General features: G+C 47.6%; 15 protein-coding genes. 12 read left to right on the forward strand and 3 right to left on the reverse strand.

The window, feature by feature from the left end:
- Window positions 1-104 precede the first annotated feature (104 nt).
- The 7 genes from VLX91_07735 to VLX91_07765 all read left to right on the forward strand — a co-directional run bounded on the left by VLX91_07735 (window position 105) and on the right by VLX91_07765 (window position 5,565).
- Window positions 105-1,298, forward strand: coding sequence for an amidohydrolase family protein (locus VLX91_07735; protein HUI30092.1), 1,194 nt, complete (start codon window positions 105-107; stop codon window positions 1,296-1,298).
- The gene (locus tag VLX91_07740; protein HUI30093.1) at window positions 1,295-1,699 is read left to right on the forward strand and encodes a hypothetical protein; all 405 of its coding nucleotides are present in this window, start codon (window positions 1,295-1,297) and stop codon (window positions 1,697-1,699) included. Before VLX91_07735 ends, VLX91_07740 begins: the two co-directional genes overlap by 4 nt.
- 8 nt (window positions 1,700-1,707) lie before the next feature.
- Window positions 1,708-2,850, forward strand: a complete 1,143-nt coding sequence (tgt, locus tag VLX91_07745; GenBank protein ID HUI30094.1) for a tRNA guanosine(34) transglycosylase Tgt — start codon at window positions 1,708-1,710, stop codon at window positions 2,848-2,850.
- On the forward strand, window positions 2,847-3,158 hold the full coding sequence (gene yajC / locus VLX91_07750) for a preprotein translocase subunit YajC (protein HUI30095.1): 312 nt from the start codon (window positions 2,847-2,849) through the stop codon (window positions 3,156-3,158). Before tgt ends, yajC begins: the two co-directional genes overlap by 4 nt.
- A gap of 12 nt (window positions 3,159-3,170) precedes the next feature.
- Window positions 3,171-4,400, forward strand: a complete 1,230-nt coding sequence (locus tag VLX91_07755; GenBank protein HUI30096.1) for a bifunctional 3,4-dihydroxy-2-butanone-4-phosphate synthase/GTP cyclohydrolase II — start codon at window positions 3,171-3,173, stop codon at window positions 4,398-4,400.
- Window positions 4,401-4,493: 93 nt separating this feature from the next.
- Window positions 4,494-4,970, forward strand: a complete 477-nt coding sequence (greA, locus tag VLX91_07760; GenBank protein ID HUI30097.1) for a transcription elongation factor GreA — start codon at window positions 4,494-4,496, stop codon at window positions 4,968-4,970.
- 82 nt (window positions 4,971-5,052) lie between these two features.
- Entirely contained in the window at window positions 5,053-5,565 is a 513-nt protein-coding gene (locus VLX91_07765) for a class IV adenylate cyclase (GenBank protein ID HUI30098.1), read from the forward strand.
- On the opposite strand, the gene dusB is transcribed toward VLX91_07765, so the two are convergent.
- From dusB to VLX91_07780, 3 genes are all read right to left on the reverse strand, one after another.
- Window positions 5,562-6,557: a tRNA dihydrouridine synthase DusB gene (dusB, locus tag VLX91_07770; protein ID HUI30099.1), complete on the reverse strand. Its 996-nt coding sequence runs from the start codon at window positions 6,555-6,557 to the stop codon at window positions 5,562-5,564. The genes VLX91_07765 and dusB overlap by 4 nt on opposite strands.
- A 96-nt stretch (window positions 6,558-6,653) precedes the next feature.
- A complete protein-coding gene (gene hisG / locus VLX91_07775) occupies window positions 6,654-7,538 on the reverse strand; it encodes an ATP phosphoribosyltransferase (GenBank protein HUI30100.1) in 885 nt (294 codons plus the stop codon).
- Between the two features lie 61 nt (window positions 7,539-7,599).
- Window positions 7,600-8,514: a hypothetical protein gene (locus VLX91_07780; protein HUI30101.1), complete on the reverse strand. Its 915-nt coding sequence runs from the start codon at window positions 8,512-8,514 to the stop codon at window positions 7,600-7,602.
- 286 nt (window positions 8,515-8,800) lie between these two features.
- Between VLX91_07780 and purN the strand changes: the two genes are divergently transcribed.
- The 5 genes from purN to mreD all read left to right on the forward strand — a co-directional run bounded on the left by purN (window position 8,801) and on the right by mreD (window position 13,396).
- Window positions 8,801-9,412, forward strand: a complete 612-nt coding sequence (purN, locus tag VLX91_07785) for a phosphoribosylglycinamide formyltransferase (GenBank protein ID HUI30102.1) — start codon at window positions 8,801-8,803, stop codon at window positions 9,410-9,412.
- Window positions 9,409-10,935 (forward strand): bifunctional phosphoribosylaminoimidazolecarboxamide formyltransferase/IMP cyclohydrolase, encoded by a 1,527-nt coding sequence (purH, locus tag VLX91_07790; protein ID HUI30103.1) that lies wholly within the window; start codon window positions 9,409-9,411, stop codon window positions 10,933-10,935. Before purN ends, purH begins: the two co-directional genes overlap by 4 nt.
- Before the next feature lie 18 nt (window positions 10,936-10,953).
- Window positions 10,954-11,979, forward strand: coding sequence for a rod shape-determining protein (locus tag VLX91_07795; GenBank protein ID HUI30104.1), 1,026 nt, complete (start codon window positions 10,954-10,956; stop codon window positions 11,977-11,979).
- A 98-nt stretch (window positions 11,980-12,077) separates the two neighbouring features.
- Window positions 12,078-12,917, forward strand: a complete 840-nt coding sequence (gene mreC / locus VLX91_07800; protein HUI30105.1) for a rod shape-determining protein MreC — start codon at window positions 12,078-12,080, stop codon at window positions 12,915-12,917.
- Complete coding sequence (mreD, locus tag VLX91_07805) at window positions 12,914-13,396, forward strand: rod shape-determining protein MreD (protein HUI30106.1); 483 nt, start codon at window positions 12,914-12,916, stop codon at window positions 13,394-13,396. Before mreC ends, mreD begins: the two co-directional genes overlap by 4 nt.
- Window positions 13,397-13,409: the final 13 nt, after the last annotated feature.

The following is a 13,409-nucleotide window of genomic DNA, read 5'->3' on the forward strand; positions in this document are numbered from 1 at the left end:
AGCGGCGGAAATATTTCATAGGATGGTTTTCAAAGCCAAGGTAGGAACATTCGTACATGGCGATGCTTTAGCTTGAAGAGCTTTTTATCCTTTTTTATATTCAAATGGTGAAAACAATTCTTCGAAGCAGAATACTCGCCGGAAATTCACAGACGATCGCTGAGGACGCGGGCATTGTTGTGGAGAACGGATTTGTGACGGGAGTCGGGAAATTTGCGGAAGTGAAGCAAGGGATTGTTGGTGCCCGTACCCTTGAGTTTGACGGAATAATCTGTCCGGCTTTGATCAATTCCCACACTCATCTGGAATTGTCCCCCTTCAAGAAGATTCCTCATAAAGACTTCGTCGATTGGGTGCTGCATCTGGTCTCCGTAAGATATTCGCGGCAATACAGCGATGTGCGGTCCGAATGTGTGGAGGCGAAGTGCCAGTCTGAAAAATTGGGGACGTCATATTTTGTCAATGTCGGAAACGACTTCGAGCTCAACGAATTCCTCGGCAAGAATCAGCTCTTTCAATTTGAGCAGATCGGGATGAATGTCACCGCAGCGGAGGACATTTTTAAAAAGGCGGTATCATTTCTTTCGGGAAAAAACGAGATTCAAGCTGCGCTCGCAATACACGGACCGTATTCGACATCGGCACAGTTGATGAAAAAGATCAAGACGTTCAACAACAGCAGGAATCTGATTACTTCTGTGCATCTTGCAGAGACCGAGAGTGAAGTCGAGTTCATAAGGTTCGGGAGGGGAAGAATGACTGACCTTCTGAATATGCGACTGGGTACGGGCAGCTGGTCATTCCGCGGAACGGGATTGTCTCCCGTCGAGTATGTTGACTCGCTTGGGATACTCGACGAAAAGACTCTTTGCGTGCATTGTGTATTTGTCGAGGAAAAGGACCTGGAGATATTGAAGAAACGTAACTGCGGAATCGTTGTTTGTGTCCGCAGCAATCGCAACCTCAGCGGTTCGATCCCTGATATTTCTAGATTTATGAAGAGTGGAATCAGGGTGATGCTGGGCACCGACAGCCTGGCGAGTTCACCCGACCTTGACATGTTCGCGGAGATGTCATCGTTCTACGGAGAGTACCATGATGTACTCAATCCATCCGCAGTTTTCCGGATGGCGACAACGGATCCCTCTGAATTTCTGGGAATAAAAAATCTTTACGGCGAGATTGCACCGGGGAAAAGCGCATCGGTAGTTTTTGCGCCGTTCGCGGAAAAAAAAGAGAACGTATTCGAGTTTTTGGTTTCGGAAGCTAAGGGAAAGACGCAGGTTGTCAGCTGTTGAGCGGAAAATTTCTTTTGATATGTATTGTCATCGTTGTCGCAAGTTTTTCAATTTATAAAATGGTGATCGCTCCCGTAAGCGTGACTTTTGAGAGCTGTCCGGCAAAGATCCTGACGAACAGCTCATCTCCTATTGTGGTCGCTGTTTTCCCCGTCAACAGGCTGGGTCTCAGAATCCCGTTTGGACACCTCGACGGGAAATTTGTTGTGAACGAAGGTTCAGAAAAAATAGACATAGTCCAAGAAAAGAGAGATGAGCTCATTTTCAAAACGGGTGACAGTGTCGGAAGGCTGGTAATTTTTTATTACACAAATAGAATTCCTTTCCCAATCCAGATTATTTTGAACATTGAGAACAGTTCGCTCGCGATGAATAATCACTTTGCACATTTCTTCGCTTAATCACCCGGATGCTTGAATTTAAACTGCTCCAGACGGACACGCGAAGCAAGGCGCGGGCCGGTGTAATACAGACTGATCACGGTACTATCAAAACGCCGGTCTTCATGCCGGTTGGAACACGCGGAAGCGTCAAAGCGGTTGAACAACGGGAGCTCCTCGAAATAAATGCGCAGATAATTCTAGGAAATACGTACCATCTGTTCCAGAGGCCCGGTGTGGAAGTTTTGCAGAAATTCGGCGGACTTCATTCCTTCATGTCGTGGCCCAGACCGATTCTAACCGACAGCGGTGGTTTTCAGATACTTAGCCTTTCAGAGCTCAGTAAACTTTCTCCGGACGGTGTCGAATTCCGTTCTCACATAGACGGAGCATATTATTTTTTCACTCCCGAGAAAATTGTCGAAGTGGAACGGCAGATCGGAGCGGACATTATCATGGTTTTAGATGAATGTGCGCCATATCCGTCTGAGAAAGAATACATCGCCAGGAGCATTGAGCTGACCCGTGATTGGGCTATGAGGTGCAAGGAGGTTTTTTCAGCATCCGGCTCTCTTTACAACTACCGCCAATATCTGTTTGCAATTGTTCAGGGCGGTGTCCATCTCGACCTCCGTGAAAAAAATGCGAACGATCTTGTCGCTGCGGACTTTGACGGTTACGCTATCGGCGGTCTGGCTGTGGGAGAACCGATGGAAGAAATGTACCATGTTACGAATTTCGTAACGGATATTCTTCCGGCGAACAAGCCTCGATATCTTATGGGCATAGGAACTCCGGGAAATCTTCTAGAAGCGGTCGAAAGAGGAGTGGATATGTTCGACTGTGTTATGCCGACTCGAAACGGACGAAACGCACAGGCATTTACCATAGAGGGAACGATTAACATAAAAAACGCAGTTTATAGATTTGATGAGTCTCCTTTATGTAAGGAGTGCGACTGTTATGCCTGCAAGAATTTCTCGAGGGCGTACGTTCGCCACCTCTTCAATGTCGATGAGATACTGGGACTACAGCTGGTTTCCTTACATAATTTGCGGTTTTTTATTAACTTGATGGAGAAAACGAGGCTCGCGATTGCCGAGAGTCGGTTTCTCGAATTTAAATCAGAGGTACTCTCAAAAATGGAAAGCAAAAAAAAGGAGGAAATTTGATCAATTTATTTCTTGCACTCATGGCGCCTCAGGGCGGAGATGGCGGCGGGAGTATGATCAGTACGCTGTTGATGTTTGGTCTCATCATCGTGATTTTTTATTTCATGATAATTCGTCCGCAGAGTAAGAGGCAGAAGGAGCGACAGAAGATGTTGGAGGCGATGAAGAAAGGTGACAAGGTGGTCACGAGCGGCGGTATCCATGGTAAGATCATCGCCATGGAAGACAAGACCGTGCTGCTTGAAATTGCCGATAACATAAAAGTCAAAGTCGAAAAATCCGCCGTGTCGGCTGTAGTGCCGGAGTGATCGGAGATCCCGATGCGGGAACAGTTTAAGTTTGATGACATCGAAGCTGCCGTCGAAGACATTCGACAGGGCAAAATCATAATCGTTGTCGATGATGAGGAGCGCGAAAACGAGGGCGACTTTGTTGTCGCGGCCGAGAAGATTTCGCCCGAGATAATAAATTTTTTTGCAAAGCATGCGCGCGGAATAATTTGCGTGGCGTTGCTGCCGGAACGAGCCGACGAACTTCAGCTGGATATGATGGTCGGGGAAAACACTTCGCTGCACCAGACCGCTTTCACCGTAAGCGTCGATGTGCTGAAGGGAACGACCACCGGAGTCTCGGCCTCTGATCGCGCAGCTACGATTAGAGCGCTCGTCAGTCGCGATACCAAGCCTTCGGATCTGGGAAGACCCGGTCATATCTTCCCGCTTCGTGCGATGAAAGAAGGCGTCCTGAGAAGGGCCGGACATACCGAGGCGGGGATTGATTTGGCAGGATTAGCTTCACTTTATCCTGCCGCAGTTTTGTGCGAGATAATGAACGACGACGGTACGATGGCGCGTGTTCCGCAGCTCATAAAGATTGCGCGGGAATTCGGACTTCATATTGTAACGATTCGCGACTTGATCCATTACAGGATGCAGCGCGAAAAAATGGTGAAACAGATCGTGTCAACGAAGTTGCCGACGAAGTACGGAAATTTCAATTTGCATCTTTATCAGAGCACCATCGACAAAAAGGAACACCTTGCACTGGTCAAAGGGGAAATAACTGCCGATGTGCCGGTTCTAGTTCGCGTACATTCCGAGTGCCTCACGGGAGATGTGTTTGCGTCCCGGAGATGCGATTGCGGTGAACAGCTTCATCGCGCCATGATGATGGTTGAGCAAGAGGGTACAGGTGTAGTTCTCTATATGCGCCAGGAAGGCCGCGGAATCGGGCTGGTCAACAAGATCAAAGCATATAAACTTCAAGACGACGGGCATGATACTGTAGAGGCGAATGAAAAACTGGGATTTAAAGCAGACTTGCGCGATTACGGAATCGGGGCGCAGATATTGGTTGACCTGGGTGTCAAGAAGATGCGCCTGATGACGAATAATCCCAAGAAGATAGTCGGGCTTGAAGGATATGGGCTCGAGGTTGTGGAGAGAGTGCCGATTGAAGTAGAACCCAATGAGATAAATCAGAGATATCTCGAAACCAAACGTGATAAATTAGGTCATTTCATCCTCGATTCTGAGGATGAGAATCTTTAGAGAAAATTTGTTATATTAAAGTCAAGCCATTTTGCTCAGCATCCCTGGGCAAATGGCTTTCGTATTTTAGTGAAACGATTTCTGGAGGTGCAGATGTCAAATAACTCGATTTATTTGACAAAGGAAAAATTGGTGGAGCTCGAATCGCAGCTCAAGGAGATGAAGACGAAGGGACGTCAGGAGGCGGCGCGCAAGATTGCCGAGGCGAGGGGCCATGGCGACCTTTCCGAAAATTCCGAGTATGATGCCGCAAAGGAGGAGATGGCGATGCTCGAACTTCGCATCTCCCAGCTTGAACAGACTCTCACTAGGGCGCGAGTGATGGATCCAACTGAGGTAAGAACGGATAAGGTTTATATTTTCAGCAAAGTTCAGCTCCTCGACATGCTGTCAAACAAAACCATCGAGTACCAGCTCGTCTCAACAGAGGAAGCCGACCTTCTAAAGGGGAAGATTTCGACGGACTCACCGATCGGGAAAAGTCTTCTTGGCAAGACCGTCGGTGAGATGGTCAGCGTGAAAGTTCCAGCGGGGATGAAACAGTACAAGATTCTTCAAATAGGAAAGTAGTCGCAGGCTTCAGGTTTGCGAACACTAATTGACAGATTTTCGTTTTACAGGCGCTGGCCATGTTGCTGAGGGAAAACTGCTTGTGGCGAGAAATCTAGAATTCAAAGCGAAGGTCGGGGATTTACCCGCGCTTGAGGGGCTTTTCAAAGAGAACGGTGCAGTCTTCATCGAGGATTTGAACCAGATGGATGTCTACTTTTGCGTCCCAAAAGGGAGACTGAAATACCGGGAAATACTTGGCCACAGATCCGAGCTGATTTTTTACGAGAGAGATGAAAACTCTTCTGCCAGCATGCAAAGCAACTACGATATTCTGTGCATCGATGACTCATCGTTAAAGGACTTCCTTGTCAAGGCGCTCGGCGTAAAAGTGGTCGTACAGAAAAAACGGCGGTTGTTGAAACTGAAAAATGGCCGTATTCACCTCGACCGGGTCGAGAGTTTAGGACAATTCCTCGAGTTTGAGGTCGTTTCGGAAGGCGACGATGCAGGTGACGTGAAGTTGCTGGATAGGCTGAAAAAATTGGCGCAGCCATTTGTCACTCAGGAAATTAATGCTTCGTATAGCGACCTGATGCTATTAGAAAATTATTAGAAAGCCACGGGATTCTCGTTAACGGAGTAGTTCTCGGAGAATTCTCGAATAGTTTTCTCTATCTCGGGAAGTGTTTCCACTCGTACGAGTTTAGATCTTAGCGCCGATCCATTCCTGATTCCGTGGAAATATCCGTGGTAGTATTTCCTGAATTCCAAGATCCCCCGCCGCGCACCCTTCAATTCAATCTCCATTTCGAGATGCCGGAGACAAATTGCGGCCCGCTCTTCAAAGCTCGGCTCAGCAGGGAGTGTGCCATGATCTCTTAAATGCTTGATGTCTCTGAAGATCCAAGGATTGGTGACGGCGCCCCGCGCGACCATGACGCCGTCGCAATTCGTATAGTCAAACATATCAATCGCGTCCTGGGGTACTCTGATATCGCCGTTTCCGATGATCGGCAACTCGGCAGTTTCTTTAACTTGCCTGATCCAATCCCAATTTGCCTCTCCATCATGGTGCTGGTCTCTCGTCCGCGCGTGGATCGTCAACGCGGACAGTCCTTCCCCGGCACAGATATTGGCCACCTCAAATATTGTAATCGAATTTGAATCCCAGCCGAGCCGGGTCTTTAAAGTGACAGGGATCGACACGGCCGTCCTGACCGCATGAATGATTGCACGCATTTGTTTCATGTCCTTCAGGAGTCCTGCGCCTGCGCCGCGTTGAGCCACCTTCGGAACCCAGCAGCCGGCGTTGATGTCGATGAAATCGGGCCCGGCACTCTCGGCAATTCTCGCAGCCTCTGCCATTACGTTCGGGTCCCCGCCGAATATTTGAATGCCGACTGGCCGCTCTTTTTCGTCGTTCGCAAGTTTCGCCAGACTTTTCCTTGCGGACCGGATCAATCCATCGGAACTTATGAACTCACTATAGACGATGTCTGCGCCGAATTCCTTGCAAATAAGACGAAAACCGAGGTCAGTCACGTCTTCCATGGGCGCGAGAGCGATCGGTTTTTCTAATTCATGGCTGCCGAACCTAATTTTCATGAATTAATTTCACCCGAAGATCCAACTTTGTCAAGGTCAAAAGAAATCTTGACAAATGCTCCAATCAGTCACTCTATCCCTATACATGACTCTGCATCATGGTACGATCTTGTTGAGCGGATATTCGATGATTCCCTCGGCTCCGTTTCTTTTCAATTCCGGAACGAGGAGCCGAACAATTCGCTCTTCAATTATTGTTTCTATCGCAACCCAATCGTCGTCGGCAAGCGGAGAGACCGTCGGTCTCCGCAGCGCGGGGATGATTCCGATTACCTTTTGAAGGTCTAATTTTCTGATATTCATTTTCAACCCGACCTTCCCTTCCGCGGCGATCGCTGCCTTCAGAAGAAGCGCGATCGTGTCGATCTTTTCTTTTTTCCACGGGTCGCGATAGGCTTCTTTGTTCGCAATCAACCGCGTGGATGATTCGAGAACCGTGTCGATAATCCTTAAATGGTTCGCTCTCAACGAGCTTCCCGTCTCCGTCACTTCAACTATCGCATCGGCAAGTTCAGGCACTTTGGCTTCGGTTGCTCCCCACGAAAACTCTACCGAGGCTTCTACATTATGCTTCTTAAGATATTGCTTTGCTATGTTTACAACTTCCGTCGAAATCCTTTTTCCCCGAAGGTCCAGCGGGGATTTGAAAGAAGAATCTTCTTGAACCGCGAGGACCCATTTCACCGGACGCATACTTTGCTTTGCATACACGAGTTCGGCGACTTCGACGACGTCGCTGCCGGTTTCTAAAATCCAGTCTTTCCCGGTTATACCCGCATCGAAGGTACCGAGTTCGACGTATCGAGCCATCTCCTGCGCGCGCACCAGCATAGGCTTAATCTCCTCGTCTTCGATGTTCGGTACATAGCTTCTGGATGATACCGAAATGCCGTAGCCTGCTTTTTGAAAAAGGGTGAACGTCGATTCCTGAAGGCTCCCTTTCGGTAAACCGAGTTTCAGAATTTTTTTGTCGTCTGGCATTTTTCCTCTTCAAAGTTTCTTGATGATCGATTACTTACGATAACTAGTAGCTATGGGTGGACTATTTTCTTATTACGAATTCTACGCTGTCAGGATGAACGGATATTACCTGGAATGCTGAAGGAGCTTTGATGTCCGGATCTATGTGCGGAAATCGAGAATGTATGAGACTATTGTAGTCCAAAGTCGCTGTCAAGGAATCTGCGGTTATGGCGGACATCGCGTTGATTCCTCCCCGGATAGTGATGTCGACAGTTGGCGGAAGAAGCAATATCCCGACAGAGTCTGCGTTGTTCAAAATTTTTATCGGAATATTCTTATATGTGTTCTCTGCAATTTGTTCGACATCGATCTTCACTTCCGCCTGTGCGGCATCGAATTTTATCAGGCCGCCAAGCGAATCATCCAAAGCAATTTTCGTATCGATTGGATTGATAGCGTTCCTGAATCTCTTCGGCTCGGTGAACCATGAGTTGATTCCTTCGAGCAATTTCTTAGCACCGGAGATTGTGACGGAATCTGGATCCACCTCAGGCTTTCCTCCGATCATGAATCCATCATGCGGGATGACATACGCTCTGGACAACAATGGAATTTTTTTGGCGATCACCGTATCGAGAATTATCACAATGGAGTCGGGAGTGAAGCTCAAGACCTCTGCCGACGAGCCTATGTCTAGTGAGTAGGCAAGCTCCTTACCCGTCAAAAGTATCCTTTTCCTTTCTAAACTTGAGGCGTCGAAGTCTATGTTCGAGGCAGTTGAAAGATAGGACGAAGCAAGCTGCCATCCGGTGCCGCGGACTCTGACCAGGATACTGTGGGGCACGGGGCTTGCCGGGGATATGTTCTGAGGAAGTCCGCTGAGCCTGAATGGAACTCGGATCGCTACCGAATATTGGCTGTTCATTGAAACCGACAACCAAACTAGGACTGAAAGTACTACGGAAGCAATTATGACGTGCGTTTTCTTTTCCATTAGAATGAAACTAGAATTTACGGATCAAACTACCGACAGAGTCAAAATTTCGAAATTCCCGTGCCGGCCAATATCTTGCCCGAACATTGCCATGGGGATTCCCGACGGAAATGTTTGGCAAAGACAGTTATCAGGAATTTGGATGTCAATTTCGACTGCAGGCAGCTTCACTTTGGAATTTTTCCACAGGAAAATTTAAACTTGTTGGCACAGAATTCCAAAGAAAAGAGACCTTTTTCAAGAAATTGATTGCTATTTGTCCGTTCCTTTGGTAATTTTTTTACGAATGAAACTTGCGGTACTTGTGTCTGGCAGAGGCACAAACCTTCTTAATATCATTAAAAAGCACGAAGATGGATTTCTCAAGTCGGAAGTGGTGCTGGTAATTTCCGATCATCAATGTGAAGCTATTGAAAGGTCGAAGCATGCCGATATTCACGCCGAGGTGATTGACCCAAAGAGTTTCATTGCTGAAGTTGAATTTGGGAATGCATTGATAAACATTTTGCGTGAATGTAAAATCGATTTTGTTGTGCTCGCAGGTTTCTTAAAAAAAATTCCGGATGTTGTCATCGAAGGTTTTAAGAATAAAATTCTCAATATCCATCCTGCACTTCTTCCGTCGTTTGGCGGAAAAGGGATGTACGGCATGAGAGTTCACCAGGCGGTCATCGATTATGGTTGCAGGGTAAGCGGCGTCACGGTTCACATAGTGGACAGCGATTACGATCATGGTCCCGTCGTTCTGCAGAAGTGTGTGCCGATTGAGTTCACGGATACGGCCGAGAGTCTTGCCGCAAAGATTCATCAGATAGAATATCAGATTCTGCCGGAGGCAATAAAACTCTTCGAGGATGACAGAATAAAAATAGAAGGGAGAAGAGTTTTTCTTTTGTGAAAATAAGACGAGCATTGATCAGCGTTACGGATAAAACGGGGCTTATCGATTTTGCTTCAACTTTGACCAAGAGCGGGGCTGAAATTTTCAGTACGGGCGGAACATTGAGGGTTCTGCAAGAAGCCGGAGTCCCGGCTAAGAGCATAACCGAAATCACCAAGTTTCCCGAGATTCTCGATGGCAGGGTCAAGACGCTTCACCCGGCAATATTCGCCGGAATATTGGCGAGAAAAAATGTGCCCGAACACATCGATGAGATCAAGAAACTAAGCCTCTCATTATTTGATTTGGTCGTCGTCAATCTCTACCGCTTCGAAGAGACTGTCGCGTCGGGTGCCAATCTTGAAACAGTCGTCGAGAATATCGACATCGGCGGACCATCTTTGATACGTGCGGCGGCGAAAAATTATGAAAGCGTTGCGGTCGTCGTGGATCCGTCTCAATACGGTGAGGTGGCTTCCGCGATCGACAGCAAGGGAGAAGTCGGTTTCGAATTGATGAGGGAACTCGCGGCCAAGGCGTTTGAGAAAGTGGCCGGGTACGATGTCGCAATCGCTGATTTTTTCGGAGGAAAATTTCTTGGTGATTCTCCGCCCGGGAAATCTATTTTCGTCGCCGAGGCTAAGACCATGGAAATGCGTTACGGGGAAAACCCGCATCAGACAGCAGGCTTCTACGGAAATCTCGAGGAATATTTTCAAAAACTCCACGGGAAAGAATTATCATACAATAACCTGGTCGACGTCGACGCCGCACAGAGACTCATTCAAGAGTTTGATCAACCTGCGGCGGTGATTATCAAGCATACCAATCCGTGCGGCGTGGCAATGGGAAACGATATTCATGAAGCATACACCAAGGCGCTGCAGACTGACCCGAAGAGCGCATTCGGCGGCATCGTTGCGGTGAACGGCAGAGTTGGCGTGGAATTAGCGGAGTTGTTGAACCAAATTTTCCTTGAAGTTTTGATCGCGCCGGAATTTTCCAGTGATGCACTCGATTTATTGAAAAAGAAAAAAGACAGACGGCTCATTCAAAACCGAAAGAGATTGCCGAATGATATCCAGATCCGTTCGTCCTGCGGCGGTTTTCTCGGACAAACTGCGGACGATGTTGTTTTGAATGAAAACGATTTGAAAGTGGTGACCAGCCGCGCACCGACGGAACATGAACTGACCGATCTGAAATTCGCTTATAAAGTCTGCAAGCATGTGAAGTCAAATGCGATAGTATTTGTTAAAGACGGGATGACGCTCGGCACCGGGGCCGGGCAAATGTCCCGTGTCGATTCCGTGAAAATCGCACGCATGAAAGCCGACGAGGCCGGATTGGACTTGAAGGGAAGCTGCGTCGCTTCAGACGCATACTTCCCGTTTTCAGACAATGTCGAAGAGGTTTCAAAAGCAGGTGCGACGGCGATAATCCAACCCGGCGGGTCTGTTAGGGATTCGGAATCAATCGAAGCAGCGAACCGACTGAATATTTCTATGGTTTTCACAGGCATTAGACATTTCAAACACTAAAAAGAAGAAGAGTAAATGATGGGATTCTTCGGACTTTTGTCAAATGATTTAGCAATAGATCTTGGAACCGCGAACACGTTGATCTCATTGCGCGGGAAGGGTATAGTCCTTCGTGAACCCTCAATTGTAGCGTTCGACAAGAACACGAAGCGCATTGTCGCGATCGGACATGAAGCGCGAGAGATGCTCGGTAGGACTCACAGGGATATCCAGGTCATCCGTCCGATGCGGGACGGAGTGATCGCAGATTTTGAAATCGCAGAAGGGATGCTTCGTGCGTTCATAAAAAAAGTCCACGCCGGGATGCTACCGAGTCGGAGAATCGTAATAAGCGTGCCGAGTGGAATTACGGAAGTCGAGAAGCGCGCGGTGCGTGACGCATCTGAACATGCCGGCGCAAAGGAAGTGCACTTGATCGCGGAGCCGATGGCGGCGGCTATCGGGATAGGTCTTGATGTCGATGCGCCCGTCGGCAACATGGTTATAGACATAGGCGGTGGTACGACCGAGATTGCCGTCATCGCTCTTTCAGGTATAGTGAACGAGGAGTCGATCCGGATTGCGGGCGATGAGATGAATAATTCTATCATACAATTTTTCAAAAAGAACCATAATATCCTGATCGGCGAAAGAACTGCCGAGGCGATAAAATGCGAAGTCGGTTCAGCGATGCCGCTCAAAGAAGAAATAACCATCCAGGTCAAAGGGAGAGACTTAGTGGCCGGTATCCCGAAAACAACCGAGGTAAGTTCAGCCGAGATACGAGAAGCACTGAATGAACCTGTGGGCGCGATAGTAGATGCAATCAAGATCTCTCTCGAACGAACTCCCCCCGAGCTTTCGGCAGATATTCTTGACCGCGGAATAATGCTGTCCGGCGGCGGAGCTTTGTTGAAGGGTCTGGACGAGCGGATAAGAATGGAAACCAATCTTCCCGTCCATGTCGCCGAAGATCCTCTGACCGCGGTCGTCCGTGGCGTCGGAAAAGTGCTCGACAAAATTGCAGAGTACAGCAAGGTGCTGATTAAGAGCAGGCGATATTAGAGGTGAAAAACAAGAAGTGAATAACAATATGTCGCCCCGGATTTTTGGCTTGTCGATTTTGGTTTTTCACTGTTCACTCTTAGATTATATTTACGAGAATGTTTAAATGGCTTTCTGAGTTCTATAGAGTAGCAAAGAATTATATAGTTTTCGCCCTACTCCTTTCCTTTTCTTTTTTTTTAATCTCAACCAACAATAACATTCATACACGCGGCTTGCAGACGATAGGGCTGCTTACCACTTCTTATTTGGAGGACATCGTCAAGTCCGTGGTTAATTATTTCTCTCTGTCCTCGAGGAATGAAGAGCTCGAAAGAGAGAACGCTCAGTTGGTCGATCTGACGGCAAAGATCAGGCGCGCGTTGCTTGAAAATGGACAACTGAGGTCAATGCTGAAGCTTCGAAGTGAGATCACCGCTCCCTTGATTCCTGCGAATGTCATCGGGCGCTCTACTGAAGAAGGAAAATATTTTCTAACCCTCGATGCGGGAGAGAAAGACAATGTCTATATCGGCGATCCGGTGGTGAGCGGCGAAGGTTTGGTGGGTACTGTCATTGCTACCAGCGGAAATTTCTGTATGGTGCGGACGCTTTTGGACAACGACAGCAGAATCGCGGCAAAGTTGTTTAATGCTTCGGCAGACGGGATCATCGTATCCGGTGAATTTGGGGAGCTGAGCATGAAAAATGTTTCGAGAAGATATGCGATCAGTAGAGGGGACATAGTGGAGACTTCTTCTCTAAGCAGTCTCGTTCCTCCGGGGATCGTTATCGGGTCAGTTTCCAGCGCTGCTGATGAGACCGGAAATATTTTCAAGAAAATTAAAATCCAGCCCGCTGTGGATTTCTCTTCACTTTCTGTCGCGTTCATCATGCATTACAGCCGTTCCAGTGAAGCGAGCGGTCTTGAGGAAAAGGAACTGAAGAAAAAAAGATGACGAAAAAGTTATTAGGATATTTTGCTCTTGGCATGGCCGCGATAGTCCTGCAGAAATTTCTGGATAACTTTGCCGCGATAGATATGGTGTCTCCGCAGCTCGTGATCCTTTTTGTGGTTTTTGTTGCACTTCGGGAAGGACAACTCTTCGGAATTTGTAACGGATTCATTGCCGGATTTTTTCATGACTTGCTTGTCACCCATTTTCTAGGGGTTACCTCCTTCATCGCTGTCATCGCAAGTTTCGTTGCCGGATTTTTCTATAAAGAGAGCGATGTCGAATTAGCGGCAAAAACCTTTAATTTTATTTGGATTTCTGCGATCTCATTATTCGTTTCGCAATTTTTCGCATTGCCCATAGTTTCAGCAGGCGAATTGAATTATTTCTATATTTTCTTGAAATTCACGCTAGGAACAACAGCTTACACTTCGGTTTTTGCGATGATAATTGTTTTCATCAACGGCAGGAAATATGTTTGATACCGACTTTGGT

Source organism: Candidatus Acidiferrales bacterium, from assembly GCA_035515795.1.
Taxonomy (GTDB): domain Bacteria; phylum Bacteroidota; class Ignavibacteria; order Kryptoniales; family JAKASW01; genus JAKASW01.